Raw genomic sequence first — 26,244 nt, 5'->3', positions numbered from 1 at the left:
TCAGGCGCAGCGAAACTTCTTTAATTCTGCTCTGACAACTGTACCGCCATGGTGTCTGCTTCGAGCGCCTCGAAGATGTGCGGTTCATCGGCGGGATAACAAATATAATCGCCCGGGAACAGTTCGACCGGCGCTTCCATCAGGCCAACCCGTGCGCGGCCGCGAGCCAGGATGATGTGTTCGACGGAACCCGGTGGATGCGGTTTTGAGGCGCGTGGTGCGCCGGGCTGGCTGGTAATCAAGTACAGATCGCGGCGGCCGCCCGGCGGACAGCTGGCCAGTAGCGCGGCCTGAAAGTCTGCTAACTCTGCTGACACCACCATGCCTTCGCCACGCCGAATCACCTGCATCTTTTTCACTTCCGGCTCCATCAGCCGTGCAAAGGGAATATTCAGCGCCACACACAGTGACCATAACGTCTCAATGCTGGGGTTACCGTTGCCTGCCTCCAGCTGCGACAGCGTTGACTTGGCGATGCCAGCGCGGCGCGCCACTTCCGTCAGCGAAAGTCCGGCGCGCTGGCGTTCGCGCACCAGTCCGGCGGCAATGATAGCAATGGGCGGGGTCACAATTACTCCTGTTCTTTATATCGAACGATTTGTTCATCTTGTAAAACACGTACGGTGCGTTCATTATAACGTCTTTCTTGTTCGTTATGAGATCAAATTGTGATGCGTCTGGGTGCCGTACCGCTTGATCGCGGCGTATTGAAAGCGATCTTTCTTGTTTGTCTGGCCGACGGCATCGTTGGCCTCTCCTATGGTTCTCTTGCCGCTGCCGACGGTTTTCCGCTCTGGGTGCCGATTGCGCTCTCGACGCTGGTGCTGGCGGGGGCGTCCGAGTTTTTATTTATCGGCATCGTGGCGGGCGGCGGCAGTCCGCTAACCGCTGCCGCAGCCGGTTTACTGGTCAACGCGCGTCATTTGCCGTTTGGCATTGCGGTGAAAGACCTGGTCGGGCAGGGCGGACGCAGTCTGCTGGGCTGCCATATCATGAATGACGAGAGCGTGGTGTTCGGTATTTCACAGCCGAAGCTGGCGCAGCGTCGGGCGGCTTACTGGGTTTGCGGACTGGGTATTTTTGCCATCTGGCCGCTCACGGTGATTGCCGGTGCGGTGATTGGACGCTTTATTCCTGATGTGTCGGCGATTGGCCTGGACGCGGTGTTTCCGGCCATCCTGATCGCGCTGATTTTCCCGGCGCTGCGCCAGCGTCGCACGCGCATTCCGGCCACCCTCGGGGCGCTACTTTCCGTGCTGGCAACGCCTTTTGTGCCAGCCGGTATGCCGGTGCTGTTTTCTTTACTCGGTTTGCTGAGCTGGCGGGAGCGCAAAGATGCAAAATAGTTTAGTGATTGCCGGCATCGCGCTGCTGGCTGCAGGCACGTATGCGATTCGCTTTGCCGGTTACCGGCTGGGCAGCCGGATGCACATGTCGGAACGGGTGCGCAACATGCTGTCCGACGCGGCAACGGTGCTGCTGCTGGCTGTCGCTGTCACCACCGCGCTGTTTGAGGGCACCGATTTCGCCGGCGTTGCGCGACTGACCGGCGTGTTGTTCGCGGTGTTTCTCGCCTGGCGTCGCGCGCCATTGATCCTGGTAATCATCGGTGCGGCGGTGATGACGGCGCTGCTGCGCTATTTTGGCGTGCCGTAAGCGGCGGCGTTATCTTTTCATCACGTTTTTTTGCTACTGTGGCAAGTCCGCAGTTAGCTCAACAGGAGTAAAGATGACGCCGCGACTAGCCCACATTGATGAAACACCGGCCCTATGGCGAATCCGTAATCTTGCCATTCGGCATGGCTGTCGTGAGGTTTACTCCGCTGAGATCATTGCCGCATGGACGCCGGACGAATTACCGCATGCTTACTACGATGCCGTGAAAAATAATCCTTTTTATGTAATTGATGATGCAAAGTACGGTGTGGCTGCGACCGGCTTTCTCGATCTGCAAAGCGGCAGCGTTGAAGCGATTTTTACTTTGCCAGCCTGCCACGGTAAAGGCTATGCCAGTGCGATTATGCACGCCATTATTGCTGAAGCACGCCGTCGCGCGTTTAGCCACCTGACATTGGCTGCGACACCGAATGCCAGTGGTTTTTATTTACGTCACGGTTTCAGCACGCTGCGCGAGGCGCTTTATCCCTCTGCGCTGGCCGGTGCGGATTTAGCGTGTATCGAAATGCAGCTCAGGCTTTGCAGCTATGATTAGGGATAGTGAGTACAACAAGGACAACGCGAAAATGGTGATTAACTGCGTGGTGTATCGCCACGGCAAACGCGAAGAGCATATCGAAGTCGATCAAATCAGCGAAGTGCTGAAAGAGGAAAAATCGTTCGTCTGGCTTGGCCTGTATCAACCCGATCCGGCGTTCATGCAAACGCTGCAGGAAGAGTTTAGCCTGCATGAGCTGGCGATTGAGGATGCGCTGGTGGCGCATCAGCGGCCTAAGATTGAGCAGTACGGCGAATCGGTATTTATCGTGGTGAAAACCGCACACATGGAAGATCGCCAGCGCATCAGCTTTGGCGAAACCCACTTTTTCCTCGGCAAAAATTTTCTGATTACCGTGCGTCACGGTTCGGTTGAGGGCTATAAAGCGATCCGCGCTAAAGCCGAAAAAAATCATGCCATGCTGTGCCAGGGACCCGGCTATGCGCTCTACTGCATCCTCGATTTTATCGTCGATAACTACAGCAAAATCACCGAATCGCTGAGTGAACGTATTGCTGACCTGGAAGACGGCATGTTCACCACCCGCTTTGACAGCGTAACGCTGGAGAATGTTTACCATTTGCGGCGTCAGCTGCTGTCGTTGCGCAATGCGGCGATGCCGGTGACAGAGATCTGCCCGCAGCTGGTGCGCTTCCATGAAGATATCATCCCGAAAAATCTGCGCGCCTATCTGCGCGACGTGCAGGATCACGCGCACCACGTCATGATTGATGCCGAAGACATGCGCGAAACGCTGGCCAGCGCCATGCAGGTGAATCTGGCACTGGTCTCGGTACAGCAGAGTGAGGTGAATAAAAAACTGGCCGGCTGGGGGGCAATCCTGATTGTGCCGACCATCATCTTCAGTATGTACGGCATGAACTTCTCAGACATGCCAGAGCTGCACAGCCACTTTGGCTATCCGGCGGCGCTGGCGGTCACGCTGGTGATCTGTTTCGTTATGTGGTGGCGGCTGAAAAAAGCGGGCTGGCTGTAAGCGTGATGGCCTGCGCGCGCTGTCACCAGACGCGCAGGCCAGGGCGATTTCAGCCTGAAATCGCCACGCTCCATTAGCCTCAATGCGCGCTGGCAGTAGGGCGCACCGTGATCTCATTGACATCAACTTCGCCAGGCTGATTAATGGCCCAGCTCACCGCCTGCGCAATGGCTTCGGGTTTTAACGCAATCTGACGATAGCTCTGCATGGCCACGCGTGCGGTCTCGTCAGTGATGGTGTCCGCCAGTTCCGATTCCACCACGCCGGGATTAATGACCGTCACCCGCAGCTGGCGCGATTCCTGACGCAGGCCATCCGAAATGGCGCGAACGGCGAATTTTGTGGCGCAATACACCGCTGCCGTCGGCGATACCGCCAGCGCACCAATCGAGGCGATATTGATGATATGGCCGCTTTGCTGCGATTCCATGACTGGCAGCACGGCAGCGATGCCGTACAGTACGCCACGCACGTTGACGTCGAGCATACGATCCCATTCATCCACCTTCAGCGAACTGAGCGGCGACAGCGGCATAACGCCGGCATTGTTGATCATTACATCAACCCGACCATATTTATCGCGGGCAAAATCGGCCAGCTGCTGCGTATCGGCTCGCTGCGTTACGTCGGTGGCCAGATAATCCAGTTGCGCGCCGCTGGCACGCAGTTCATCACACAGTATTGCCAGTCGATCGGTACGGCGCGCGCCCAGCACCAGTTTATGCCCCTGACTGGCCAGCAGACGCGCTATCGCTTCGCCGATGCCGCTGCTGGCGCCGGTCAGAATAATCACTTTCGCATTAGAATGAGCCATGATGGTTTCCTCGTGTTGGTTGACGAGGCTATTGTGGAAAACGCCGGCTAAAGCGAACAGACCGGATTGTGGCGTATCATTGCCTGATTCTCTCGTCACTGTTGTGAGCAGGGAAGAAACCTGGCTATGCTTTGCCTGAACCTCTCACCGGAAACCCGTTATGTCGCAAACCGTACAACAGCAGACCTGCGCGCTGCTGCGCCAGCTGGCACCGCAGGAAGGTTATACTGCTTCACTGCTCGACAGCGTGCGCTTTATGCGTGCCGACCGGCAGTGGGCGCGCACGCCGGTTCTTTATGAGCCGAGCATCATCATTATCTGTCAGGGCTCGAAGCGGGCGTTTCTTGCCGACAAAATGTATCGCTACGATGCACAGCACTATCTGGTGTTGTCGGTGCCGCTGCCGTTTTCCGCTGAGACTGAAGCGACCTCGGCTGAACCGTTGCTGGGGCTGGCTATCCGTCTGGATGCGGCCACGCTGGCGCGACTGGTGACGCAGGTCGCAGCGGCAGACATTCCGCTGGCGGAGACACCAGCCAGCATTATTTCGACGCCGGTAAATGAGACGCTGGCGGACAGCACGCTGCGCCTGTTGCAGGCGCTGAGCGATCCGCTGGAAGCGCAGGTTTTAGGCCCGGCACGGGTAGAAGAGATTTGCTTTCGTGTGTTGCTGGGTGAGCAGGGCGGTGCGGTGCGCGCAGCGCTGACCTATCAGGGGCACTTTGGCCGTATCGCGCGGGCGCTGCAGCGCATTCATGCTGACTGGCAGCAGCCGCTGGATGTGCCGCATCTGGCCAGCGAAGCGGGCATGAGCGTTCCGCGCTTCCATCTGCATTTCAAAAGCGTCACGCAGACCTCGCCGATTCAGTATCTCAAGTCCTTGCGGCTGCATCAGGCGCGTTTGATGATGATTCGCGATAATCTCACCGCCGCCGGTGCCGCCGCACGCGTTGGTTACGAAAGTGATTCACAGTTCAATCGGGAGTTTAAGCGGATGTTTGGTCGCACCCCGGCTGACGAGGCGCGGGTGATGAAACGCGCCTTTGCGCTTCTGCCGCCGGAACAGTTATCCGCGCGGCTACAGGCACATTAGGTCAGTACGCGATGACGATTGCCGCCACCACGCCAATCCAGAACAGCAGGCTGGCAGCCAGTGCCAGCTGGCACAGTAACCGGCGGGAAAAACTCAGCAGCGCACTGAGGCGCGGCGATAACATTAATACCATAATTATCCCTCACAACAGCCAGCAACTGATCAGCGCAGCCCCATCACGGCAACCACCAGCAGAATCCAGAAAAATGCACAACCTGTTAGCAGGAAACGCCAGACAAGATGGCGTTCGGGAGTCAGCAGCGTGTGCAGACGCATACGAAGAAGCAGTGGCATAGCAACCTCAAATCAGAAAGTTTTACCGGGAATATCTGGCAGCTGAGAACAGAAAATTCTGTCAGCGAATAAGAACATTCTGACGTGTTATAAGGCCGCGAAACGACAAGACCAGTCTTGAAAACAGGCTGAGAAATTCATCATGAGGCAGGCGGCAGCCACAGCGGACATCAGATGCCGCTGTGGCCAGCAGGCACAGCAAAGCCGGTTACACGCTGCGCGTGACGCCGCCGTCCACGCGAAGATTCTGCCCGGTGATATAAGCCGCGCCGGGCGAAGCAAGAAACGCAATGGTAGCCGCCACTTCTGCAGCCGTGCCGTAGCGCTGCATGGGCACGCTGTCGCGCCGTTCATCCGTTTTCGGCAGGCTATCAATCCAGCCAGGCAGGACGTTGTTGATACGAATATTCTCAGCTGCGTAGGTGTCGGCAAAGATTTTACTGAAAGAAGCCAGACCGGCACGAAACACGGCCGAGGTCGGGAACATGTCGGTGGGTTCAAACGTCCATGCCGACGAGATATTAATGATACTGCCGCCACCCTGCTGCTGCATGATCGGCGTGACCAGACGTACAGCGCGCACCACGTTGAGGAAGTAGGTTTCCATTCCCTGCTGCCACGCATCATCGCTTAATTCGAGGATTGGCGCGCGCGGACCGTGACCGGCACTGTTAACCAGCACGTCAATACGTCCCCAGCGCGCCAGAGTGGCATCAATCAGGTGCTGCAAATCGTCCACTGACTGATTCGAACCGGTAATACCGAGCCCGCCCAGACGATTCGCCAGCGCCTCGCCTTTGCCGGAGGAGGAAAGAATCGCAACCCTGAAACCCTCGCTGGCCAGCTTATCCGCTGCCGCTGCGCCCATACCGCTGCCACCTGCGACAATCACCGCAACTTTTTCTACTGTCATGTGAGTAACCTCATCAATTAAATATCCTGTGATGCCAGTATAATGGCCGGGAGATGCCGCAGAGAGTCAGCTCAGCTGGCAATTGACGATAGGAAAACTACAGGATGAATCAGGGCTTTCAGGCATTACCGTCGCTGAATGCACTTCGGGTATTTGAAGCCGTGACGCGGCACCTTAATTTTCGCCTCGCCGCTGAAGAGCTCGGCGTGACGCAGGGTGCGGTTGCGCAGCATATTCGCGGTCTCGAGGCCAGCCTGGGCCTGAAACTGTTCGATCGGTTGCCGCGTTCGCTGGCGCTGACCGCTGCCGGTGCAGGCTATGCGGTGCACATTCGACAGGCATTTGAGCTGATTGATGAGGCGACGCGCACGCTGCGCCCGGAGCCGGATCGCCTGACGCTGAGCGTAACACCGACCTTTGCCAGCCGCTGGATGCTGCCGCGTTTACCGGCATTTACCGCGGCCTGGCCGGATATCGACCTGCGCGTGCTGGCCTCTGAACGGCTGGTGCAGTTTCACCATGAAGGCGTCGACCTGGCGGTGCGCTATGGCCGGCCGCCGTTTGGTAGCGGGCTGGAGGCCACGCTGCTGTTTAGCCAGACGGTGCTGGCGGTGGTCAGCCCGGCGCTGCTGGCACAACACGGTGATGCGGCGCAGCCAGAAAATTGCCTGCGCTATCCGCTGCTGCACGATGGCCATCACCTGTGGCCGGCGTTCCTGGCGTTTATGTTCCCCGGTCAGTCGCTGCAGCATCAGCATCATCTGCGCTTCAACCAGACCGCGCTGGCGCTGGAAGCGGCGCTGAGTGGTCAGGGTATCGCACTGACCAGCCCGCATTTTGTGCAGAACGATCTGGCCAGCGGTCGGCTGGTTCCCGCCTGGCATCGTGAGATGCCCGTTGATGCCGGCTGGTATCTGGTGGCTCCGCGACGTCCGCGTGAGCAGGCAACGGTGAGTGCGGTTCGTGCGTGGCTACTCAGTCAGGCGGAGCAGAGCAAAGATTGATGGCTGAGCAACGCGATGCTTTTATGTTCAATAACAAAATCAGTAAAACTGATGATCGCCTGCGAATTATGAATGTTATAACTGACTGAGCATGCATTTTATAAGGTTTATCCTGCCCAGGCAGGGTTTTAGAAAAATATCACGCAAATTCAGCAATTAAGGGAAGGAATTGTGCGTTGCAATCTGCTGAGGGCTGTGAATAAATAAAACGCTGAATTTCATAAAAATGCCATAACGGCCAGGCGACAGCCTGCATAACCGTATTACCACCATGACCGATCATAAAATTCTTTTAGCCAGGGATATCAGCGCCAGAAGTGAAAGCATGCAGGCGCACCTCATCGCCATCCGTCGCGATATTCACGCACATCCGGAACTCGGTTTCGACACCGTCCGCACCGCAGCCATCGTGGAGCAGGAGTTGTTGCGCCTCGGGCTGACGCCGCAAACCGGCGTGGGCCGCACTGGCGTGATGGTGGACATTACCGGCGCGCAGCCGGGCAAAACCGTGCTGCTGCGCGCCGATATGGATGCGCTGCCGATTCATGAGCAGACCGGGCTGCCGTTTAGCAGCATCTGGCCGGGTAAAATGCATGCCTGCGGCCACGATATCCACACGGCTACGCTGCTCGGCGTCGCGGCGATCCTCGCGGACCTGCGCAGCCAGCTGCACGGCACGGTGCGGCTGATTTTTCAGCCGGCGGAAGAGACGCCAGAGAGCGGCGCGCAAGCCATGATTGCTGCCGGCGCAGCGGACGGCATTGATGTGGCGATCACGCTGCACAATAAGCCAGAGCTGGCCGCAGGAGAAATCGCCCTGACGCGCGGTGCCAGCACCGCCTCCAGCGATGAATTCGACGTAGTGATTCACGGCAAATCCACCCACGCCGCCCGTCCGCACATGGGTACCGATCCGATCATTGCCGCCGCCAGCCTGGTAACGCAGTTGCAGACCATTGTGTCGCGCGAGCTCGATCCGGCGAACTCTGCTGTGCTGACGATTGGCCATATCCACGGTGGCACCACTCATAACATCATCTCCGACAGCTGCCTGATTCAGGGCACTATCCGCGCTAAATCACCGCAGGCGCGCGCTCACATGGAAGACGCTTTCCGCCGCATCTGTGCCGGTGTGGCGCTGTCACTCAATACGCGGATTGAGGTCAATTATCAACGAGGCGTACCGCCGCTGATGAATGATGATGCGCTGATTGATGCACTGGAGCCGATCCTCTCGCACCAGTTCGGCAAGCCGGTGGTGGCAAAACCCAGCAGCAGTTTTGGCGCGGAAGATTTCTCGCTGTTTACCGAGCGTGTGCCGGGCTGTCAGATCCATATCGGCTCTGGCGCGCCGGGGCGCGACGACCATCTGCACAACTCCGACTATCAGCCGGACGAACGCAGCATTCACGCTGGCACACAGGCTCTGGCCCGTATAGCGATCGACTTACTCTCCTGATAATAATGAGGTTTTATGATGATGCGTAAAGGGCTGTTCTCCGCCTCCGCGGGCCTGTTGCTGCTGGCTTCTGCCGTGGTTCAGGCAAAAGATTTTGGCACATTAAAATTTGCCACCGAAGCGGCCTATCCGCCGTTTAACCAGTCCACGCCGAGCGGCAAAATTGTCGGCTACGAGCCCGATATGGTGGCCGAACTGGCGAAACGCGCGGGATTCAAATATGAAATCGTCGCGCAAAAGTGGTCCGGACTGATCCCCGGCCTCGCTGATGGCAAATATGATGCAGTGGTCGATGCCGTCACCGTGACGCCAAAACGTCAAGAAGTGGTGGATTTTACCCATCAGTACACCGTGAGCGTATCGGGCTTCGTCACGCTGAAGGGTAGCGCAGTGGATACCCTGCCGGGCAACGGTGAAGTGGTACAGGCGACCGATGAAGCCGGTATGAACAAAGCCATCGACGCGCTGAAGGCGAAGTTCAAAGGCAAAACCATTGCGGTGCAGGTCGCTACCATTCAGGCCGATTTCCTCAACAAATACCTCGGTGACGTCGCGACTATCCGTACCTATCAGGCCGGCCCGGAAACCTTCGCCGATCTGCTCAATGGCCGGGTTGATGCGGTCATGGCATCGCGCACCAACCTCAATGCTTATGTGAAAAAACACGCGGATACGGTAAACAGCACCGGTTACGGCTTTGTTGGCGGTGTGCTGGGCCAGGGCTCGGCGATTGCCATTCGTAAAAACAATCCGGAGCTGAAAGCCGCGCTGGATCAGGCGCTGGTGTCGATGATCAAAGACGGCACGCTGAAGCAACTGTCAGAGAAATGGTTCGGCGAGAACGTCGCGCCTGCGGAATAATGCTGAGCGCTTATGACTATTGACTGGCAACTGTTAGGTTTTGGTGACGAGGGCTGGGGCGGCGTGCTGCTGGACGCCGCCACCGTCACGGTAACGGTCTCGCTGTGTGCGTGGCTGCTGGGCGCGATGCTCGGCAGCCTGCTGTGCTGGATGCAGATTGGTGGCGGCCGCTGGCAGCAGCGTGTTGCCAGCGGCTACATCACGCTATTTCGCGGCGTGCCGGAGCTGCTGGTGATCTACCTGTTCTACTTTGGCGGCCGACAGGTGGTCGGGTTTATCGGTGAAGCTATCGGCCTGCAGGGACCGTTTGACGTTAACGGCTTCGTTGCGGGCGCGATCGCCATCGGGCTGATTTCCGGCGCTTATCAGAGCAGCGTATTTCGCGGCGCGTTTTACGCGATCCCCGCCGGCACGCTGGAAGCCGCTACGGTTACCGGTATGGGCCGTTTTATGCTGTTCCGCCGCATGATTGTGCCGCAGGCGCTGCGCACCGCGCTGCCGGGTATGGGTAATCAGTGGCAATCGGTGATTAAGGAGTCGGCGCTGGTATCGGTGACCGGGCTGGTAGAAACCATGAACCAGATTTCCACCGCGTCGAATTCCACCCAGATGCCGTTTTTCTTCTACAGCGTAGGCGCGGTGATTTACCTGATTATCACCACCTGTTCAGATTTCTTCTTCCGCTATGTGGAAAAAGTGGCCATGCGCGGGCAACAACGCGCGCGGTTGTAAGGAGCCACGATGGATTTCACCTTTTTACAGCACACGCTGGCGGCGCTGCTGCGCGGACTGCCGCTGACGCTCAACCTGGCGGTATTGTCCCTGCTGGGCGGCGGGATACTGGCGCTGCTGCTGAATTTGCTGCGGCAGCATCGCCTTGGCAGCTACGTTACGCGTTTTTATGTCTGGCTGTTCCGCGGTACGCCGCTGCTGATTCAAATCTTCATGATTTACTATGGCCTCGGCAGCCTGCCGGCGGTGCGCGAAAGCGTGCTGTGGCCGCTGCTGCGTGAGCCCTACTGGTGCGGGTTAATTGCGCTGATTCTCAACGACGCGGCTTACACCGCCGAGATCCTGCGCGGCGGACTGAATGCGGTTAGCGTGCAGTCACTGGAAGCGGCGAAAGTGTGCGGCATGTCGCGCTTCACCACGCTGCGGCGCATCACGCTGCCGCTGGCGGTGCGTCAGGCGTTGCCGGCCTACAGCAATGAGATCATCTCGATGATCAAATCCACATCGCTGGTGAGCACTATCAGCCTGATGGAGATGACCGGCATCGCCGACTCCATCGTGTCAGAAACCTTCCGCGCGCTGGAGGTGTTTATCAGCGCGGCGATTATCTATCTGCTGCTGACCGTGCTGGTGAGCAAAGCGGTGGCGCTGCTGGAGCGCCGTTTGTCCCCTTATCATGCTGGAGCACGTTAATGAACAAACCCACTATTGCCCTGAGCCATCTCAGAAAAAGTTATAGCGGGCATGAAGTGCTGCATGACATCAGCCTGACGGCGCAGGATGGCGACGTCATTTCGCTGATCGGTGCCAGTGGCTCCGGTAAAAGTACGCTGCTGCGCTGCATCCCGTTTCTTGAAGTGCCACAGGCCGGTGAGATTGCCGTGGGCGATGAAGTGGTCACCCTCGATAACGCGGACGAAAAGCTGAGCCGTGAACAGCGCCGCCGCATTAAGCTGATGCGCATGCAGCTCGGCTTTGTGTTTCAGGGCTTCAATCTGTGGCCGCACAAAACCGTGCTGCAGAACATCATTGAGGCGCCGATCCATGTGCAGAAGCGCAGTCATCAGGAGGCCGTTGCTGAGGCCGAAGCGCTGCTGCAAAAAGTCGGGTTATACGAAAAGCGCAACGCGTGGCCGTCGCAGCTTTCCGGTGGCCAGCAGCAGCGCGTGGCGATTGCCCGGGCGCTGGCGCAGCAGCCGAAAGCGATACTGTTTGATGAACCCACTTCCGCACTCGACCCGGAGCTGGTGGGCGAAGTGCTGCGCGTCATCCGCAGCCTGGCGGAAGAGGGGCGCACCATGATTATCGTCACCCATGAAATGGGGTTCGCGCGCGATGTATCAAACAAAGCGGTGTTTCTGCATCAGGGCAAAATCGAAGAGTCCGGATCGCCGCAGCAGGTGTTTAGCGAACCGATCTCGGCGCGCTGTCGCGCTTTTGTCAGCAGCCACCTGCAGCGCAACAGCTAACCAGATTTGTGCCAATGGTGTTCTAAGCCAAATTATGGAAAAATCGCCCTCCCTCAACGGAGGGCTTTTTTATCGGCGCAGGGAAGGTGCACGTCGTCGCGCACTTCACGTCCATCGATAACCAGCTACCGTCAGGTCTGGCTGCTGTTGCGTTACCGCGCGACAGAGAGGGCCGAAATTTTCCTCATTTTTCTACAGGCGGAGTACGTAATGGGCGCGAAGGTGTGGTTAGTGGATGATGATGTATCCGTGCGCGAGTCGCTGGGATTTCTGCTGCGAACCGTGGACTACGAAGTCGCCGACTTTGCCGACCTGGCATCGTTCGAAACCGCCGCCGCCGGTCAGCAAGCCGTATGCGGCTGTCTGCTGCTTGATGTGCGACAGCCAGAGAGTAGCGGCCTGAGCTGGCTGGCCCGGCAGGGCGCACGCCATCCGCTGCTGCCGGTGATCATCATGACCGGGCACGACACGCTGGAAGTCTGCCGGCGCTTGTTTGCTCAGGGCGCCTTTGCCTTTTTCACCCGACCGCTGGAGATTGAACCGCTGCTGGAGACGGTCCGGCTGGCGATGCGTGAGAGCGAGCAGCGCGCCAGCCTCTAATGATGCCGCGCCGTGTTGCCGGAAAGCGCGCGCCGGAAAGCCAGCGCGCACAGCAGCGGCACCGGCAGGGTAAACAGCAGTAACAGCCACAACAGCACATACACCGCATCCACGCCGTCGTTTTGCAGATTGTTGTACAACTGCGCCGGCATTCCGTGGGGAAACCAGGCGAAAATCATCACAATGCCGAATTCGCCCATCGCCCGCACCCACGCCAGTGCCGTAGCCGACGCCAGGCCCGGTGCGGCCAGGGGCAGCGCCAGCCGCCAGAAGCGTGGCCACGGCGCGGCACCCAGCGTCCGACCCGCTTCAAGGATCTCCGGCGGCACCGCGATAAACGCCGAGCGTGCGCTGGTGACAAAGTAGGGCAGCGCGCCATACCACTGCGCCAGAATAAAGGCGGCGGGATTGTTCACCAGCGTCCAGCCCAGCTTGCTCAGCAGCTGGCCGGGCAAACTGTACGGACCGTACGCGCTGACCAGCAGGATTCCCATCGCCAGCGGCGGCGTCAGCAGCGGGATCATCACCAGCGTTTCCACCAGCCAGCGTATTTTTCCCCGCGCCTGCGACAGCCACCAGGCCAGCGGTAAGCCGGTCAGAAAAATCAGCACCAGCGCGATCGCCCCCAGACTGAGCGAAGTGGTTATCGCCGCGCCGTCACCCCACGCCAGCCGCAGGTGTTGCCAGTGTGTGACGCCCGTCAGGGTGACAAACGGCACGGCCAGCAGCACCAGGGCGGGCAGCGACAGCCACAGCGCGCCAGCATGGCGGATTTTCATGGTGTATAAAGCCCATCGCCCTTCGGTGCGGCGTAGCCATGCTGTTTGAACAGCGTCTGTCCTGACGGACTCAGCATGAAATCTATGAAGGCTTTGCCAGCGGCCTTACCGTGCGGCGCATTCCTGAGCACCGCCGCGTAATAGACCAGCGGCTGGGTGTGCAGCACTTTATCTTTACCCTGACTATCTTTGACGCTAAAGCTGACCGTGTTGTACCACTTTGACGCCATCGCCGGATTGCTGAGATTGATTTCATCGGGCAGCGCGATGTAAGGCAGATGGGCAGAGATCACTTCGCTTTCATAGCCTGCTGCCGCATCCACCTGACCGCTCTCGAGCCGCGTCAGTAAGCCACCTTCCAGATGGGTTTGCGCGGGATTCTGGTAACCGCCGAGAATGTTGTCAGCGCTGCCGGGCTGCCGGTAATACTTCTGCGCCAGTAGCAGGGTGAAAATAATGTTTTGCCCTTTAGGATCGTTTACCGGATCGGTCCGGCCAAATTTCAGTCCCGGCGCTGCCAGCAGCTGAAGCCAGCGGCCATCATTGCCTTTGGCTGCGGCAAACTGCGGCGCAAACGGCCCTTTCGGGTTATAGGCGATCACCATGCTGGTGCTGGCTGCCGGTACTGCGTTGTCGATCAGTCCAGCGTCTTTCAGTATCTGCATCGGACCGGGAGTAATAGACACGAACACGTCAGCGGTGATTTTTTTGCTCGCCAGCAGACGCGCCATGCCGTAAGCCCCCTGGCCCTGACCTTCATACTTACCGTCATGCTGTTGTGCAAATGCCGGGCCCAGTGCCTGATCCATCACTTTTCCCATCGAACCGGCATACGTCACGCGGATATCCATGGCGGCCTGCGCCGGTAAACTCAATCCGCCGGCGGCAGTCATTAACAGTAGGGTAAGCGTCTTCACGCGGAGATTCCTTTTCGCTATATAAATGAGTAGATAGCGATTATCGGAATTCTCCGTTTTAGCGCAAGGTAAAATCTGTTGCGAAATCCTGCGGTCGCGCGCCAGCGCCGGGTTTTAGTACCATTGCAACGCGTGCTGAGAGAAAAAAATTCATTTACCGATCCGCAAGCTACCGCATACGCAGGCGGCCAGCCGTTTGCTGGTTAAATAAGCGGCTATAGTTATCCCAGTTAGATTATTTGCGTGCCGCTGGGCGTGCACCTTTTCCTCATTTGCCTGGAGCCCGTTACTACGTCACGAGGTTTAATGTGTTTGCCGATCTTTCCTGGAAAATTATTCATCAGGTCATCAACCAAACCATCGCTGAGATGGTGGATGAACAGCAAACGCTGGACGTGCTGAGCCTGCGCAGGCGCTTAAGGGAAATGGCGGAGAACGAAACTAACGAGGAGATGGTGCTGTGTTACTGGCAGGCCAGCAAAGTGCTGACGCGTTTGCCGCCCACCGTCACCGCCAGCCAGTTGATAGAAGAGGCGCGCCATGCGTTCCGCAGTCCGCCCAGTCACGATTCGCTTTAACGCGAAATGCTTTTCTTTCCCCGTTGCGCTTAACAGAGTCTAATTGGCTGAAACTTAATCTTAATCAGGCAATACGCTCTGCTAGACTTCCTGGGTTAACAACGCTGAAAACAGAGGACAGTAATGAAAATCAAAAGTTATGCCGCACACAACGCCGGTGATGCGCTGGTACCGTACGAGTACGAAACCGGTCCGCTGGCGGCGGAAGAAGTGCTGGTTGAGGTCGATTACTGCGGTGTGTGCCATTCTGATTTGTCGATGATTGATAACGAGTGGGGCATTTCCTCTTATCCGGTCATTGCCGGTCACGAAGTGATTGGTCGCATCAGCGCACTCGGCGATGCGGCGCAGGACAAAGGATTGAAGGTCGGCCAGCGCGTGGGTATCGGCTGGACCGCGAAAAGCTGCCAGCACTGTGATGCCTGCATCAATGGCGAGCAGGTCAACTGTGAGAACGGTTCAGTGCCCACCATCATGAACAAAGGCGGTTTCGCCAGCCATCTGCGCGCCGACTGGCAGTGGGTGATTCCGCTGCCGGAATCCATGGACATCACCTCTGCCGGTCCGCTGCTGTGTGGCGGCATTACCGTATTCAAACCGCTGCTGATGCACCATGTAACGGCCACCAGCCGCGTCGGCGTTATCGGTATTGGCGGCCTCGGCCATATGGCGATCAAACTGCTGCGCGCCATGGGTGCTGAAGTTACGGCGTTCAGTTCGAATGCCAGCAAAACCGAATCCATCAAAGCCATGGGCGCCGATCGTGTGGTCAACAGCCGCGATCCGCAGGCGCTGAACGCGCTGGCCGGGCAGTTTGATTTGATTATCAGCACCGTAGCCGTCGATCTGGACTGGCAGCCGTACTTCCAGGCACTGGCTCCGCACGGTAAGTTCCACACCGTGGGCGCGGTGATGAAGCCGTTTGAGGTGCCGGCGTTCAGTCTGATTCTGGGCGATCGCGCGGTAACGGGTTCGTCTACCGGTTCACCGGGCCAGCTGCGTAAGCTGATGCGTCTGGCGTCACGCGCCGATGTGGCACCGCAGGTGGAAGAGTTCCCGATGTCAAAAATCAATGAAGCGCTGGATCACGTACGCGCCGGTAAAGCTAATTACCGCGTGGTGCTGAAGGCCGATTTCTGAGTCGGAATCTGAGGCGGATAACTCGCTGACATTTGTCAGACAAAACGGCGGATGGGGAATTATCCGCCGTTTTTTACGCCTTATCCCTGCGAATCATCCTTTTCGCCGAGGAAGAAATACCACAGCGGAATCGACATCAGTGCGGTGAACACCGTGGTGTAAAGCGCGATCATAAAGCCCTGCGTCAGATACATGGTCAGCGTCCAGTGGCTGAACGGGATGCCGTATTGATCGATCACGCCGCCGATAATCGCATTGCTCATCACCGTACCGACAATCAGCGCCAGAATAAACAGCCCACGCAGGTAGTAACGCATCTCCTTGCGTTTCACCGTGAAGCGCGCCCGCACGATACCGAGCGGCGACTGCTGCGCGGCGAGAATTTCCGCTTCGCTCATCGGCGCCCGCTGTTGTCTGCGCCAGCGCAGTACGTCCACCAGAACGAAGGCCAGCAGGCTGACGCCCATCACCGGCAGGGCATAACCGAGCGCCAGCGCCAGCATCAGGCAGACACCTTTGGCATAGTGCGGCAGCGCCAGCCAGCTTGCGCTCAGGGTTTGCGCCGGGCTGGCCTGATCCAGAGCCGGGCGGCGCAGCCACCACATACGATAACCCAGCACAATCATGCTGCATAAACCCAGGCCAAACAGCGCCAGCAGCAGCTGATTAGGCCAGCCAAACAGCACGCCCATGTGCGCATCGACGCCCCAGCGCGTCAGTTTTGCCACCAGCGGGAAGCGATCAAACCAGACGTGATCGACAATCGCGAAGCTGTGCGGATTTACGGACACCGCATCCACCTGGGTGGGCCAGCTGCGATCAATCTCACTCACCGTCCAGGCTTTGCCCTCGCTTTTCGGCTGGCGCAGCTCCACTTTGGCCGCGCGGATGCCATCCTGACGCGCCGCCGCCAGCACGCGATCCCAGTCAGCGTCGGCGGCATTTGCCGGCAGTGACTTCGCCGGCTGCGCCGCCGGTTTCGCCATCGACGACATCGGCATGCTGGTCATGTCCATGTCCGGCATACTGCGGTGATCGGCGTGAGGATCCGCCGGCGCGGCGGGCGCATCACCGCTGAGCGCCGTATTTACCTGTGGCGTCAGCCAGTTAAGCTCGGTGCGCATCTTATCGATATTGCTACCTGCCCATTGTGACCAGGTGAGGCCGGTAACTGAGAAGAACAGCAGCCCGAGCAGCAGCGTCAGCCCCAGCGTGATGTGCCAGTGCCGGGTGAAGGCAAACCCCTTTCGCACGGTTTTCAGCCGGCGTTTTGGTCGTGTGCCCAGCCACAGCAGCACGCCGCCGAGCGCGGCCACCCACAGCCAGCTCGCCGCCAGTTCGCTGTAGTTGCGACCAAAGTCACCGAGTAACAGGCTACTGTGCAGCAGATCGAGCGTGGTGCGCAGCGGCAACACGCCACTGGTGCCATACACCGTCATGTCGCCGGTTACTTTGAGGCTGTAGGGATCGATAAACACCGCGCGCGACTGCGACGGACCGAGTGTGGCATCGCTGAACTGTACGCGCGTGGTATCGCGCGCGGCGGGCGCAGGTCGAACCGCATAAATGTGCTGATTTTCGCCCGCATAGGCGCGTGCTGCGGCGATCTGCGCCGAGAGCGGTTGTGCATTGCCCTGCGGCTGCGCGGTGAGCGCATCAGCGTAGATCAGATTTTCCAGCTGCGGCGTCAGCACATACAGCGTGCCGCTGAGCGCCGCCACGAAGATGAACGGCGCGACAAACAGGCCAATGTAAAAATGTAAGCGGCGTAGCAGATTAAGCACCGCGCCGCGCGGTGCTGCAGAGTGAACAGCAGACAAAGCCGTCTTCCTTCCGATAAGAGAATGTCAGGGCACAGCGCAGGCGTTGTACCGATTAATGAGATTCAGCAGGAAAGAAAAACCGGTGGCGCGCGCGGACGATGGGTACCGCTGAAGCGGCGCGGCCGGGGTGCCACCAGCGGCGGCAGCGGTGGGGCGCGCGAGATCACCAGCATCAGCCAGATGAACGGGATAAACACCCACATCATCAGCGGAACATGCACCAGCAAATCACAATAGCCGCAGGCAAATTCGCCGTCGTCCATGTTGTGATGCATCATGCCCGGCATCGCCATCTCCATCGGCATATCGTGATGGTGCATTGGCATGGCAGATGAAAGACTCTGCGACGCCACGAGGACAATGCGCGTTTGCCGCTCCAGCAGCGTTTTCGACACAATCGGCGCGACGAACAGCAACAGCACCGCCACAATGGCGACGCAGGCGGTCAGGTGCTGGCGAAAGTGATAGGAAAACGTCATGGCAAATACTGAGTGCTTCAACAAATGAGGCCGAAGTGTAACGCGATTGCCGCACAAGGGTTAATAAAAGTGAGGCTGGGAGCGACAAAATTCGCACCTTTTGAAAAGAGTCACTTAACGTGGTGCGTTTGTTAACTTAATTGCAACCTGATGAGTACATTAGAGAAACACTATGAGCTGTACAGCGAGATCTGACTGTCAGCAACGATTCGCTGCAATCAACGGTGTCTTCTGTTGTTGTTGCAATGGTGTGTAACCTGTACTATTGACCTGTACAAGTCGGAGGCCATTATGAATAAATTCACCTATACCAGCGCGCGTGAGAATTTTTCTCAGGTGCTTGACCAGGCCATTGCGGGCGAAGCCGTGGAAATTACACGTCGCAGCGGCGATTCTGCCGTTGTCATTAGCAAAGCGCATTTTGATGCCTATCGTAAAGCTGCGCTTGATGCAGAGTTTGCCGAACTGATCGGGGAGTTTGATGCCTCAAATCAGGCGCTGGCCGATAGATGAATCATGTTTCAGCCGATGAAGTCATTGCGCTTCACGATTATGTGTTGAGACGTTATGCCGGTGTTACGGGAATGCAGGATCCGGGCCGTGCGGAAGCCATCGTTACCCGAGTCATTAATCGGCAGTTTTATGAAGGTGTGCAGGATGTTTACGAGCTCGCTGCAACCTATTGGGTTGCTATTTCTCGTGGTCACATTTTTGCTGACGCTAATAAACGGACTTCTCTCAACGTCACCATGCTGTTTCTGAAACGCAACGGGGTAAAGGTGCATGATCGGCCAGAGTTAGTTGAGCTGACCGTTATGGCCGCCACCGGTGAAGCGGGCATTGACGATCTTGCCCGCGCATTACGCTCATTCTTTAGCGCTCATTAACCCGCATCAAAATATCGATCGCCCCAGCCGCTCCGTGAGTTTCTCCAGCATGGCGGTGCCGGCCAGCGAGTTACCGGAATGATCCAGCGCCGGTGACCAGACGGCAATACTCATCTCACCGGGAATCACTGCGACAATCCCGCCGCCGACGCCGGATTTAGCTGGCATGCCCACGCGCCAGGCAAACTCACCGGCGCCGTCGTACATGCCGCTGGTCATCATCAGTGCGTTCACCTGCCGCGCCTGGCGTGCAGAGATCACCGCCCACTCATCATCCAGCGTGCGACCGTGATTGGCGAGATAGAGAAACGTGCGCGCCAGTTCGCTGCAGCTCATCGCCAGCGAGCAGTAGTGAAAGTAGGTTTCCATTACTTTACTGACGTCATTATGAAAGTTGCCAAACGACTTCATCAGCCAGGCAATGGCGGCGTTACGTGCCGAGTGCTCATATTCAGATCGCGCGACCACACGGTCATACTGAATGTCCGGCTGCTGTGCCAGTCGACGCACAAACTCCAGCATGCGCTGGCGCGGCGCGGTGAGCCGGCTTTCCAGCAAATCGCACATCACCAGCGCGCCGGCGTTAATGAATGGATTGCGCGGCTTTCCCTGTTCCAGTTCAAGCTGCACCAGTGAATTGAATGCCTGGCCGGATGGCTCTTTGCCTACGCGCTGCCAGATCTCGGCGTCCTCGTACAGCGTCAGCGCGACGGTAAGCGACAGGACTTTGGAGATGGACTGGATTGAAAAGCGCGTGCCCGCATCGCCGGCCTGATAGCTGCGACCATCGGCGGTGGCAATGGCGATGCCCAGTTGATCGGCATCCACGCCGGCCAGCGCCGGGATATAATCTGCCACTTTGCCCTGCCGGGTGAGGGGGCGTACGTCCGTGACAATCTCTTCAAGCAATGCATTACTGAGTTCCGACACCTTTTGGCTCCGGGGTGACTAATCCTGGCGCGATCATGGTGATTTGCCGTCGGCGCGTCAATCCACCGCGCAAAATTCTGTGAGCATGCTGCAGCAAGCCTGCACTGCATTGCGGATTTTCTGCCCGGTTTGTTGCGCCCGATCGCAACCCAGCCTGGCGCCTACGCCACATTGCGCGGCCTGAGGTAAAATTATGTTGCGAATGATTGAGTTACCGATCAGGCAATTTTGGTTATGCTAAGCCCCAACTCTTTCCGGCGCTGCCAATGCGCTCAACCGTTGTAATTGAGGATGACGATGTCTGCCTTACCTGATGCCACCGAGCCTGCCAACGCGATGCGCGCCGGGCGCTTTATGCTGCTGCAAAAATTGCTGCGACGCGATAAAACCCCGCTGGCATTGCTGCTGCTGGCCGCGCTGGTCGGTATCCTCACCGGGCTGGTCGGGGTGGCTTTCGATCGCGCGGTCAATTTTATTCTCCACCTGCGGATCGGCTGGCTGACGGAGCGTGCGGATAACCTGGCCATGGCGTTGCTGAGCGCGTTTTTTATTTCGGCGCTGCTGGGCGGCATCGGCTATTTTCTGGTGCGCCGCTTCGCGCCAGAGGCGGGAGGCTCGGGCATTCCGGAAATCGAGGGCGCGCTGGAAGAGCTGCGCCCGGTGCGCTGGTGGCGCGTGCTGCCGGTTAAATTTATCGGCGGCATGGGCGCGCTGGGCTCTGGCATGGTGCTGGGACGCGAAGGACCCACGGTACAGATTGGCGGCAACATCGGCGGTATGTGCCTCGATCTGTTTCGCGTGCGCGATTCCGAATCGCGTCATACGCTGCTGGCGACCGGTGCCGCGGCGGGGCTTTCGGCGGCGTTCAACGCGCCGCTGGCCGGCATTTTGTTCATTATCGAAGAGATGCGCCCGCAGTTTCGCTATAGCCTGATATCGATAAAAGCGGTGTTTGTTGGCGTGATTATGTCGAGCATTGTCTTTCGCGTGCTCAACGGTAATGAAGCCATCATTAATATCGGTCAGCTGCGTGACGCGCCCACCGAGACGCTGTGGCTCTATCTGGTGCTGGGTGTGCTGTTTGGCGGCTGCGGCGTGGCGTTCAACCGGCTGATATTTCTCGCACAGGACCAGTTTCAGCGCCTGCATCTCGGACGTACCGGGCGCTGGGTGCTGTTCGGTAGCCTGCTGGCCGGACTGTGCGGCGTGCTGGGTTTACTGCTGCCGCAGGCGGTGAGCGGCGGAACGACGCTGATTCCGGATTTCGCTACCGGACACTATGGCGCGCTGGCGCTGTTTGCTCTCTTCGCGCTGCGCACGCTGGTCACCATTTGCTGCTTCTCTTCAGGCGCGCCGGGCGGCATTTTTGCGCCCATGCTGACGCTGGGCACGCTGTTGGGCACCTGCTTTGGTCAGTTGAGCGCCGACTGGTTCCCGCATTATCAGCTGGAAGCCGCCACCTTTGCCGTCGCCGGGATGGGCGCGCTGTTCGCCGCCTCGGTGCGCGCACCGCTTACCGGCATCGTGCTGGTGCTGGAGATGACCAATAACTATCAACTGATTCTGCCGATGATCATCACCTGCCTGGGCGCGACACTGGCGGCGCAGTTCTTTGGTGGCAAACCGCTTTATTCCTCAATCCTGGCGCGCACCCTGGCCAAAGCACAGCTCACTAACCGCGCCAGCGCCCGGACGGAATAGGGATTATCCCGGCTTATCGAAGCGCGACTCAAGCCGGGTGGAAAGATATCACCTCACGCCCGGCTTTTAACCCATCGGATGCGCTGGCTGAGGCTCCAGAGCATCAGTGCGGCGAGGGCGATGCTGCCGAGCACGGCGAAAGCGACCTGATAAGACCAGGCGGCGGCGATGCTGCCGGTCAGTGCCGGGCTGCATGCCGCGCCCACACCCTGCATCAGCATGACGAAACTCTGGCCGGCATTGGTGTGTCCGCTGCCGTCAAGCACGCTGACGATGTAGCCCGGTACTGCCACGCCCAGCAGCCCGGCGGCCAGACCATCAAGAATCTGTACCGGTACCATCGCATAGGTGCCATCGAACAGGGAGGCGATGCCGGCACGCACCGGCAGCACCACCAGCGCGAGGGTTATCAGCAGCGGGAAACCGAGGCGGCTGGCGTTTCGGGCGGCGATTAACGCCACGGGAATCATCACGCATTGCGAAATCACCACGGTTGCAGCGGTATAAACACCGGGGCTGAGTTGTCCGCTGTGCGTTGCCGCCGCGCGAATGCCCAGCATCGGCAACAGCGCGGCGTTGCCGAGGTGAAACAGCAGCAGCGTCAGGCCGGTAATCAGCAGCACCGGATTGCGCAGCAGGGCAGAGAAACCCGGAAGCTCTGCGGCCTGCTGTCCGGCACCGCCGCGCGCCGCGCGGTCATCGATCGCGTTACGCTGAATGGCGGCCACGGCAAAACATGCGCACAGTGCCATCGCGGTCATCAGGATAAAAACCGCATCGGTGCCCCACAGCCAGACGGCAAACCCGGCAAACAGCGCGGCAGTCATATTGCCGCCATGATTGAACGCCTCGTTTCTCCCCATCTGCTGGCTGAACCCCTGAGAGCCGGTCAGGCCGAGGGTGACGCCGGTCAGTAACGGGGCAATAAGCGCGGCCGCGAGACCGGTAACCACCTGCGAGCCAACCACCACTCCACCGTAAGGAAACCACCACAGCATTAGGGTGGCCAGCGTAATGAGCAGTGAGGCCAGAATCAGCAGCCCTTTTTTATGGTGCGTGGCATCGGTTGCCAGACCCGCCGGCAGCGTAGCCAGCAGTCCGGCTAAACCACCGGCAGTCATCGCCCAGCCAATATCATCCGCTCTCCAGCCATGTTCAGTAAGAAAGATCCCCAGGAAAGGGCCGAGTCCATCACGCACATCGGCCATGAAAAAATTGACCAGGCACAACGCCTGGAGAGACCGCAAAGCAGCGGGATGCGCTATCGGATTTGCATTCATGTTGTGATGAAGAAAGAGTGGAGGATGGTGACAAGCATAGAGCAGCAATGTGACATCGTAAATTAGCGCAGCGCGATTGGCGCACCGCTCGTACTGCGCTATACATCGCCCGCCGACTCACGGATAATTTGCTGTCTTACGCCCTTACAGAGATAAGCAATGCTGGAAAATCATCCGTCGCGTGACGCCATCAGGCTGGAGAATGTGCTGGCCGCGCTGGGCAATCCGATGCGCATGGCGGTCGTCGCGCTGCTGGCTCAGGGGGAGGCGCGCAGCTGCGGTTCGCTGCTGCAAGGCGTATCCAAATCAACCTTAACCCACCACTGGCGGGTACTGCGTGACAGCGGCGTAATCTGGCAAAAACCCTCTGGCCGCGAGAATCTGCTGTCACTGCGGCGCGACGATCTGGACGCGCGCTTTCCTGGTCTGCTTGATGCGCTGCTCAGCGCCGCCGTTGACGATGCCGCCACCCGAAGCGCGCTGCAGGCTTTTCAGCACGCGGAGTAGCGCCCTTTTCGCCGGAGCGGCTGCAATTGCAACAGCCTGGCGACAGCGGCTGCTGCATCCGCAACAGACATTCCTCATCTTCTCATTCAGTTAGCCCGCAAATCAGGCGTTTAATCTCTGCCAGGAACTGGCACGCTCACTGCATAGCCTCTTATAGCCAAAAGCATTAATGAAGATAATTTTCCATTAATCCAGCTATAAGAAGTCTCAGGAGAAACCTATGTCACAGGTAAAACCGCTGCAGTTTGCTTACTGGGTGCCTAATGTTTCAGGTGGTTTAGTCATCAGTCAGATCGAGCAGCGCACGCGCTGGGACGCGGAGTACAACCGTGAACTGGCGAAAATCGCTGAACGCGCTGGCTTCGATTATGCCCTGACGCAGATTCGCTTCACCGCCGGCTATGGCGCGGATAATCAGCACGAATCAGTCACCTTCTCTCAGGATCTGCTGAGCCACACCACAAAACTCAAAGTGATTGCCGCGCTGTTGCCGGGGCCGTGGAACCCGACGCTGGCGGCGAAGCAGATCGCCACCATCAGCCATCTGTACGGTCCGCGCATCGCGGTGAACATTGTCAGCGGCTGGTTTCGCGGCGAGTTCAAAGCGATTGGTGAACCCTGGCTCGATCACGAAGAGCGCTATCTGCGTTCGGAAGAGTTTATTCGCTGCCTGCGCGGCATCTGGCGTGAAAGCAGCTTCAGCTTCGCCGGAGATTTTTATCGCTTCCGCGACTACGCGCTCAAGCCTAAACCGCTCGATCCGCTGCCGGAAATTTTTCAGGGCGGCAGCTCGCGCGCCGCGCGGGACATGGCGTCACGGGTGTCTGACTGGTACTTCACCAACGGCAACACGCCACAGGGCGTACGCCAGCAGGTGGACGATATCCGCGCCAAAGCCGCCGTCAATCAGCACGCCGTTAAAATCGGCCTGAATGGTTTTGTCATCGCCCGCGAGAGCGAACAGGAAGCCCAGGCGGTGCTGCAGGAGATCATCGCCAAAGCCAATCCGGATGCAGTGAAAGGCTTCCAGCATGAGGTGAAAAATGCCGGCAGTGCGTCGCCGGAAGGCGAGGGCAACTGGGCCAAATCCTCCTTCGAGGATCTGGTGCAATACAACGACGGTTTTAAAACCAATCTGATTGGCACGCCGCAGCAAATTGCTGAGCGCATCATAGAGCAGAAACGCGCTGGCGTGGATTTACTGCTGCTGGCGTTTCTGCATTTCCATGAAGAGGTGGAGTTCTTTGGGCGGGAAGTGATCCCACGCGTGCGCGAACTGGAACGGCAGGAGGCGCTTAACGCCGTCACGGTCTGAGGTCAGATAGCGCGGTCGCGTCCGGCCAGCAGCGCCATCGCCATTTGCAGCGCGCTTACTGCCAACAGCATCAGCAGCGGGAGCTGCCAGCTGCCGCTGACATCATGCAGCATGCCGAAGCACAGCGGTCCCAGCGCCGCCAGCCCGTAACCCACGCACTGCGCCATGCCGGAGAGTTTCGAGGCCTGGCGATGGTCCCGGGTGCGTAAATTAAACAGTGACAGGCTGATCAGCAGCGAGGCGCCCGCACCGAGGCCTGCCAGAATCAGCCACAATAGCGACCATGCGGGTGCCAGCAGCAGGCCGGTCACCGCGATGAAGATCGACAGCGAGGCCAGCAGCCCGATCAGACGCTGATCGCGCAGCTGCTTCAGCGCCCGCATACAGGCCAGATTGGAGGCGATCGCCACAATTTGATAGACGAACAACATGCCGCCCGCCTGCAGCTGACTGATGCCATTATCCTGTGCGAACGGGGTAAACCAGCCAATCAGGGTATAAAACAGTAACGACTGGCTGGCCATGAACAGCGAAACCTGCCAGCCGATCGCGGAACGCCACGGCGAACGCGTTACGGTGACCTCTGTCGCGCGCTGCTCATGCGTCGCGGGATTTTTCAGCTGCGGCAGCCATGCCAGCAGCGCGATCAGCGCCGGAATCAGCCAGACCGCCAGCGACAGACGCCAGCCGGCGCTGCTGAGTTCGGCCAGCGGCACGGCCACGCCGGAAGCAATGCTGGCGGTGATGCCCATGGTCATGGCATATAGCCCGATATAGCGCGCGGTGTGCGCGGTGTAATCCCGCTTAATCAGCGGCGGCAGCAGGACGTTGGCCGCCGCGATCCCGCTGCTGAGAATCAGCGTCCCCAGCCACAGTGCCGTTTCGCTGCCGCTGATTCGCAGCAGTGAACCCAGGACGATCAGCAGTAACGCCCCCCACAGACTGCGCGCCAGGCCAAAGCGATTGCCAAACCAGGCGGCTGGCGGAGCCAGCGTGGCGAACATCAGCAGCGGTAAAAAGTTAATCACGCCGGCAGCGCTGGCGCTCAGGCCAAATGTCAGGCGAATATTTTCCAGTACCGGCCCGGTGGCGGTGATGGGCGTGCGTAAGTTGGCGGCGGTCAGTAACAGCAGCAGCAGGAAAAAGCCGGAACGACGCAGGGCAGAATCAGCAGATAAAGCGGTATGGGACATGTTTGCGCACCATAGAAATGAGGCAGAAAGTCTCTGCATATGGTGCGTTGATTGACGTTAACGCGTACGCAGCAGCCTGGACCGCTGAACCGCTGGCTATACTAACCAGCTGTTAAATCGATGTAAAGCAGACCGACCCGGCCGCCATGCAGGGTAACCTCCTTGCCGCTTTGCTTGTCTGACGGTGACAGCACGCATCTGTGACCTGGCTGGTATTTACGCTGCCGGTGCGTTTTTTTGCCGGGGACTTGCGCCTTTCGCTAT

31 protein-coding genes are annotated in these 26,244 nt (G+C 58.6%); 19 read left to right on the top strand and 12 right to left on the bottom strand.

The window, feature by feature from the left end; translation table 11 throughout:
- Window positions 1-20 precede the first annotated feature (20 nt).
- The gene (locus K7H94_RS21730; RefSeq protein WP_058758972.1) at window positions 21-569 is read right to left on the bottom strand and encodes a helix-turn-helix domain-containing protein; all 549 of its coding nucleotides are present in this window, start codon (window positions 567-569) and stop codon (window positions 21-23) included.
- 102 nt (window positions 570-671) lie between these two features.
- On the opposite strand from K7H94_RS21730, the gene K7H94_RS21725 reads away from it, so the two are divergent.
- The 4 genes from K7H94_RS21725 to corA all read left to right on the top strand — a co-directional run bounded on the left by K7H94_RS21725 (window position 672) and on the right by corA (window position 3,212).
- Window positions 672-1,346, top strand: a complete 675-nt coding sequence (locus K7H94_RS21725) for an AzlC family ABC transporter permease (protein ID WP_058758973.1) — start codon at window positions 672-674, stop codon at window positions 1,344-1,346.
- Window positions 1,336-1,656, top strand: coding sequence for an AzlD domain-containing protein (locus K7H94_RS21720; RefSeq protein ID WP_021508856.1), 321 nt, complete (start codon window positions 1,336-1,338; stop codon window positions 1,654-1,656). Before K7H94_RS21725 ends, K7H94_RS21720 begins: the two co-directional genes overlap by 11 nt.
- Window positions 1,657-1,729: 73 nt before the next feature.
- Window positions 1,730-2,212: a GNAT family N-acetyltransferase gene (locus K7H94_RS21715; protein WP_215801025.1), complete on the top strand. Its 483-nt coding sequence runs from the start codon at window positions 1,730-1,732 to the stop codon at window positions 2,210-2,212.
- Between the two features lie 31 nt (window positions 2,213-2,243).
- The gene (gene corA / locus K7H94_RS21710) at window positions 2,244-3,212 is read left to right on the top strand and encodes a magnesium/cobalt transporter CorA (RefSeq protein WP_222952404.1); all 969 of its coding nucleotides are present in this window, start codon (window positions 2,244-2,246) and stop codon (window positions 3,210-3,212) included.
- Between the two features lie 79 nt (window positions 3,213-3,291).
- Here the strand turns inward: corA and K7H94_RS21705 are convergent, their stop codons facing one another.
- A complete protein-coding gene (locus tag K7H94_RS21705; RefSeq protein ID WP_058758975.1) occupies window positions 3,292-4,026 on the bottom strand; it encodes an SDR family oxidoreductase in 735 nt (244 codons plus the stop codon).
- Window positions 4,027-4,186: 160 nt separating this feature from the next.
- Between K7H94_RS21705 and K7H94_RS21700 the strand changes: the two genes are divergently transcribed.
- Window positions 4,187-5,119 carry an AraC family transcriptional regulator gene (locus K7H94_RS21700; RefSeq protein ID WP_021508860.1) on the top strand — a complete coding sequence of 311 codons (933 nt, stop codon included), beginning with the start codon at window positions 4,187-4,189 and terminating at the stop codon, window positions 5,117-5,119.
- Window position 5,120: 1 nt separating this feature from the next.
- Here K7H94_RS21700 and K7H94_RS23195 read toward each other — a convergent pair whose 3' ends face one another.
- The 3 genes from K7H94_RS23195 to K7H94_RS21695 all read right to left on the bottom strand — a co-directional run bounded on the left by K7H94_RS23195 (window position 5,121) and on the right by K7H94_RS21695 (window position 6,326).
- Complete coding sequence (locus K7H94_RS23195) at window positions 5,121-5,252, bottom strand: hypothetical protein (RefSeq protein WP_254919538.1); 132 nt, start codon at window positions 5,250-5,252, stop codon at window positions 5,121-5,123.
- Between the two features lie 29 nt (window positions 5,253-5,281).
- Window positions 5,282-5,413: a hypothetical protein gene (locus K7H94_RS23190; protein ID WP_254919537.1), complete on the bottom strand. Its 132-nt coding sequence runs from the start codon at window positions 5,411-5,413 to the stop codon at window positions 5,282-5,284.
- 208 nt (window positions 5,414-5,621) lie between these two features.
- Window positions 5,622-6,326: an SDR family oxidoreductase gene (locus K7H94_RS21695; RefSeq protein ID WP_222952213.1), complete on the bottom strand. Its 705-nt coding sequence runs from the start codon at window positions 6,324-6,326 to the stop codon at window positions 5,622-5,624.
- Between the two features lie 104 nt (window positions 6,327-6,430).
- Here K7H94_RS21695 and K7H94_RS21690 point away from each other — a divergent pair, with 104 nt between their 5' ends.
- The 7 genes from K7H94_RS21690 to K7H94_RS21660 all read left to right on the top strand — a co-directional run bounded on the left by K7H94_RS21690 (window position 6,431) and on the right by K7H94_RS21660 (window position 12,451).
- Window positions 6,431-7,330: a LysR substrate-binding domain-containing protein gene (locus K7H94_RS21690; RefSeq protein WP_058781031.1), complete on the top strand. Its 900-nt coding sequence runs from the start codon at window positions 6,431-6,433 to the stop codon at window positions 7,328-7,330.
- Between the two features lie 271 nt (window positions 7,331-7,601).
- A complete protein-coding gene (locus K7H94_RS21685) occupies window positions 7,602-8,789 on the top strand; it encodes a M20 metallopeptidase family protein (protein WP_104093438.1) in 1,188 nt (395 codons plus the stop codon).
- A gap of 15 nt (window positions 8,790-8,804) precedes the next feature.
- Window positions 8,805-9,650, top strand: coding sequence for a transporter substrate-binding domain-containing protein (locus K7H94_RS21680; RefSeq protein ID WP_238562173.1), 846 nt, complete (start codon window positions 8,805-8,807; stop codon window positions 9,648-9,650).
- Between the two features lie 12 nt (window positions 9,651-9,662).
- Window positions 9,663-10,382 carry an ABC transporter permease gene (locus tag K7H94_RS21675; RefSeq protein WP_058758979.1) on the top strand — a complete coding sequence of 240 codons (720 nt, stop codon included), beginning with the start codon at window positions 9,663-9,665 and terminating at the stop codon, window positions 10,380-10,382.
- A 9-nt stretch (window positions 10,383-10,391) separates the two neighbouring features.
- Entirely contained in the window at window positions 10,392-11,075 is a 684-nt protein-coding gene (locus K7H94_RS21670; RefSeq protein ID WP_058758980.1) for an ABC transporter permease, read from the top strand.
- Window positions 11,075-11,851 carry an ABC transporter ATP-binding protein gene (locus K7H94_RS21665; protein WP_058758981.1) on the top strand — a complete coding sequence of 259 codons (777 nt, stop codon included), beginning with the start codon at window positions 11,075-11,077 and terminating at the stop codon, window positions 11,849-11,851. Before K7H94_RS21670 ends, K7H94_RS21665 begins: the two co-directional genes overlap by 1 nt.
- A gap of 210 nt (window positions 11,852-12,061) precedes the next feature.
- The gene (locus tag K7H94_RS21660; RefSeq protein WP_215801028.1) at window positions 12,062-12,451 is read left to right on the top strand and encodes a response regulator transcription factor; all 390 of its coding nucleotides are present in this window, start codon (window positions 12,062-12,064) and stop codon (window positions 12,449-12,451) included.
- On the opposite strand, the gene K7H94_RS21655 is transcribed toward K7H94_RS21660, so the two are convergent.
- Both K7H94_RS21655 and K7H94_RS21650 read right to left on the bottom strand, forming a co-directional pair.
- The gene (locus K7H94_RS21655; protein ID WP_222952212.1) at window positions 12,448-13,230 is read right to left on the bottom strand and encodes a molybdate ABC transporter permease subunit; all 783 of its coding nucleotides are present in this window, start codon (window positions 13,228-13,230) and stop codon (window positions 12,448-12,450) included. The two genes, K7H94_RS21660 and K7H94_RS21655, sit on opposite strands and share 4 nt — an antisense overlap.
- Window positions 13,227-14,123 (bottom strand): extracellular solute-binding protein, encoded by an 897-nt coding sequence (locus tag K7H94_RS21650; protein WP_222952403.1) that lies wholly within the window; start codon window positions 14,121-14,123, stop codon window positions 13,227-13,229. The genes K7H94_RS21655 and K7H94_RS21650 overlap by 4 nt, the downstream gene beginning before the upstream one ends.
- A gap of 332 nt (window positions 14,124-14,455) precedes the next feature.
- On the opposite strand from K7H94_RS21650, the gene K7H94_RS21645 reads away from it, so the two are divergent.
- Entirely contained in the window at window positions 14,456-14,725 is a 270-nt protein-coding gene (locus tag K7H94_RS21645) for a hypothetical protein (RefSeq protein WP_010616678.1), read from the top strand.
- 123 nt (window positions 14,726-14,848) lie between these two features.
- A complete protein-coding gene (ahr, locus tag K7H94_RS21640) occupies window positions 14,849-15,865 on the top strand; it encodes an NADPH-dependent aldehyde reductase Ahr (RefSeq protein ID WP_021508873.1) in 1,017 nt (338 codons plus the stop codon).
- Window positions 15,866-15,945: 80 nt separating this feature from the next.
- On the opposite strand, the gene K7H94_RS21635 is transcribed toward ahr, so the two are convergent.
- Both K7H94_RS21635 and K7H94_RS21630 read right to left on the bottom strand, forming a co-directional pair.
- Window positions 15,946-17,685, bottom strand: a complete 1,740-nt coding sequence (locus K7H94_RS21635; RefSeq protein ID WP_222952211.1) for a DUF2534 family protein — start codon at window positions 17,683-17,685, stop codon at window positions 15,946-15,948.
- 65 nt (window positions 17,686-17,750) lie between these two features.
- A complete protein-coding gene (locus K7H94_RS21630; RefSeq protein WP_222952210.1) occupies window positions 17,751-18,167 on the bottom strand; it encodes a DUF2946 domain-containing protein in 417 nt (138 codons plus the stop codon).
- A 291-nt stretch (window positions 18,168-18,458) separates the two neighbouring features.
- On the opposite strand from K7H94_RS21630, the gene K7H94_RS21625 reads away from it, so the two are divergent.
- Window positions 18,459-18,680: a type II toxin-antitoxin system Phd/YefM family antitoxin gene (locus K7H94_RS21625; protein WP_088517422.1), complete on the top strand. Its 222-nt coding sequence runs from the start codon at window positions 18,459-18,461 to the stop codon at window positions 18,678-18,680.
- The gene (locus K7H94_RS21620; RefSeq protein ID WP_222952209.1) at window positions 18,677-19,054 is read left to right on the top strand and encodes a type II toxin-antitoxin system death-on-curing family toxin; all 378 of its coding nucleotides are present in this window, start codon (window positions 18,677-18,679) and stop codon (window positions 19,052-19,054) included. The genes K7H94_RS21625 and K7H94_RS21620 overlap by 4 nt, the downstream gene beginning before the upstream one ends.
- A 6-nt stretch (window positions 19,055-19,060) precedes the next feature.
- On the opposite strand, the gene glsB is transcribed toward K7H94_RS21620, so the two are convergent.
- Window positions 19,061-19,984, bottom strand: coding sequence for a glutaminase B (glsB, locus tag K7H94_RS21615; protein ID WP_222952208.1), 924 nt, complete (start codon window positions 19,982-19,984; stop codon window positions 19,061-19,063).
- Window positions 19,985-20,281: 297 nt separating this feature from the next.
- On the opposite strand from glsB, the gene clcA reads away from it, so the two are divergent.
- The gene (clcA, locus tag K7H94_RS21610) at window positions 20,282-21,685 is read left to right on the top strand and encodes a H(+)/Cl(-) exchange transporter ClcA (RefSeq protein ID WP_081315776.1); all 1,404 of its coding nucleotides are present in this window, start codon (window positions 20,282-20,284) and stop codon (window positions 21,683-21,685) included.
- 53 nt (window positions 21,686-21,738) lie between these two features.
- On the opposite strand, the gene K7H94_RS21605 is transcribed toward clcA, so the two are convergent.
- Window positions 21,739-22,965 carry an MFS transporter gene (locus K7H94_RS21605; RefSeq protein WP_222952207.1) on the bottom strand — a complete coding sequence of 409 codons (1,227 nt, stop codon included), beginning with the start codon at window positions 22,963-22,965 and terminating at the stop codon, window positions 21,739-21,741.
- Between the two features lie 159 nt (window positions 22,966-23,124).
- Between K7H94_RS21605 and K7H94_RS21600 the strand changes: the two genes are divergently transcribed.
- Window positions 23,125-23,472, top strand: coding sequence for an ArsR/SmtB family transcription factor (locus tag K7H94_RS21600; RefSeq protein WP_021508880.1), 348 nt, complete (start codon window positions 23,125-23,127; stop codon window positions 23,470-23,472).
- A gap of 220 nt (window positions 23,473-23,692) precedes the next feature.
- Window positions 23,693-24,787 (top strand): dimethylsulfone monooxygenase SfnG, encoded by a 1,095-nt coding sequence (sfnG, locus tag K7H94_RS21595; RefSeq protein WP_222952206.1) that lies wholly within the window; start codon window positions 23,693-23,695, stop codon window positions 24,785-24,787.
- A gap of 2 nt (window positions 24,788-24,789) precedes the next feature.
- On the opposite strand, the gene K7H94_RS21590 is transcribed toward sfnG, so the two are convergent.
- Entirely contained in the window at window positions 24,790-25,980 is a 1,191-nt protein-coding gene (locus K7H94_RS21590; protein WP_222952205.1) for a CynX/NimT family MFS transporter, read from the bottom strand.
- Between the last annotated feature and the right edge of the window lie 264 nt (window positions 25,981-26,244).

Origin of the sequence: Pantoea dispersa (genome assembly GCF_019890955.1) — a bacterium.
Classification (GTDB): domain Bacteria; phylum Pseudomonadota; class Gammaproteobacteria; order Enterobacterales; family Enterobacteriaceae; genus Pantoea; species Pantoea dispersa.
This window is presented reverse-complemented; position numbering and strand designations above follow the sequence as displayed.

Coding starts and splice junctions, on each gene's coding strand:
- K7H94_RS21630 (WP_222952210.1), bottom strand. CDS start 18,167: ATGACGTTTTCCTATCACTTTCGCCAGCACCTGACCGCCTGCGTCGCC.
- K7H94_RS21655 (WP_222952212.1), bottom strand. CDS start 13,230: ATGAAAATCCGCCATGCTGGCGCGCTGTGGCTGTCGCTGCCCGCCCTG.
- clcA (WP_081315776.1), top strand. CDS start 20,282: ATGTCTGCCTTACCTGATGCCACCGAGCCTGCCAACGCGATGCGCGCC.
- K7H94_RS21590 (WP_222952205.1), bottom strand. CDS start 25,980: ATGTCCCATACCGCTTTATCTGCTGATTCTGCCCTGCGTCGTTCCGGC.
- K7H94_RS21690 (WP_058781031.1), top strand. CDS start 6,431: ATGAATCAGGGCTTTCAGGCATTACCGTCGCTGAATGCACTTCGGGTA.
- K7H94_RS21605 (WP_222952207.1), bottom strand. CDS start 22,965: ATGAATGCAAATCCGATAGCGCATCCCGCTGCTTTGCGGTCTCTCCAG.
- K7H94_RS21715 (WP_215801025.1), top strand. CDS start 1,730: ATGACGCCGCGACTAGCCCACATTGATGAAACACCGGCCCTATGGCGA.
- K7H94_RS21725 (WP_058758973.1), top strand. CDS start 672: ATGCGTCTGGGTGCCGTACCGCTTGATCGCGGCGTATTGAAAGCGATC.
- K7H94_RS21680 (WP_238562173.1), top strand. CDS start 8,805: ATGATGATGCGTAAAGGGCTGTTCTCCGCCTCCGCGGGCCTGTTGCTG.
- sfnG (WP_222952206.1), top strand. CDS start 23,693: ATGTCACAGGTAAAACCGCTGCAGTTTGCTTACTGGGTGCCTAATGTT.
- K7H94_RS21720 (WP_021508856.1), top strand. CDS start 1,336: ATGCAAAATAGTTTAGTGATTGCCGGCATCGCGCTGCTGGCTGCAGGC.
- K7H94_RS21660 (WP_215801028.1), top strand. CDS start 12,062: ATGGGCGCGAAGGTGTGGTTAGTGGATGATGATGTATCCGTGCGCGAG.
- K7H94_RS21695 (WP_222952213.1), bottom strand. CDS start 6,326: ATGACAGTAGAAAAAGTTGCGGTGATTGTCGCAGGTGGCAGCGGTATG.
- K7H94_RS23195 (WP_254919538.1), bottom strand. CDS start 5,252: ATGGTATTAATGTTATCGCCGCGCCTCAGTGCGCTGCTGAGTTTTTCC.
- K7H94_RS21700 (WP_021508860.1), top strand. CDS start 4,187: ATGTCGCAAACCGTACAACAGCAGACCTGCGCGCTGCTGCGCCAGCTG.
- K7H94_RS21670 (WP_058758980.1), top strand. CDS start 10,392: ATGGATTTCACCTTTTTACAGCACACGCTGGCGGCGCTGCTGCGCGGA.
- corA (WP_222952404.1), top strand. CDS start 2,244: ATGGTGATTAACTGCGTGGTGTATCGCCACGGCAAACGCGAAGAGCAT.
- K7H94_RS23190 (WP_254919537.1), bottom strand. CDS start 5,413: ATGCCACTGCTTCTTCGTATGCGTCTGCACACGCTGCTGACTCCCGAA.
- K7H94_RS21685 (WP_104093438.1), top strand. CDS start 7,602: ATGACCGATCATAAAATTCTTTTAGCCAGGGATATCAGCGCCAGAAGT.
- K7H94_RS21625 (WP_088517422.1), top strand. CDS start 18,459: ATGAATAAATTCACCTATACCAGCGCGCGTGAGAATTTTTCTCAGGTG.
- K7H94_RS21620 (WP_222952209.1), top strand. CDS start 18,677: ATGAATCATGTTTCAGCCGATGAAGTCATTGCGCTTCACGATTATGTG.
- K7H94_RS21705 (WP_058758975.1), bottom strand. CDS start 4,026: ATGGCTCATTCTAATGCGAAAGTGATTATTCTGACCGGCGCCAGCAGC.
- K7H94_RS21675 (WP_058758979.1), top strand. CDS start 9,663: ATGACTATTGACTGGCAACTGTTAGGTTTTGGTGACGAGGGCTGGGGC.
- K7H94_RS21600 (WP_021508880.1), top strand. CDS start 23,125: ATGCTGGAAAATCATCCGTCGCGTGACGCCATCAGGCTGGAGAATGTG.
- K7H94_RS21665 (WP_058758981.1), top strand. CDS start 11,075: ATGAACAAACCCACTATTGCCCTGAGCCATCTCAGAAAAAGTTATAGC.
- K7H94_RS21650 (WP_222952403.1), bottom strand. CDS start 14,123: ATGACTGCCGCCGGCGGATTGAGTTTACCGGCGCAGGCCGCCATGGAT.
- ahr (WP_021508873.1), top strand. CDS start 14,849: ATGAAAATCAAAAGTTATGCCGCACACAACGCCGGTGATGCGCTGGTA.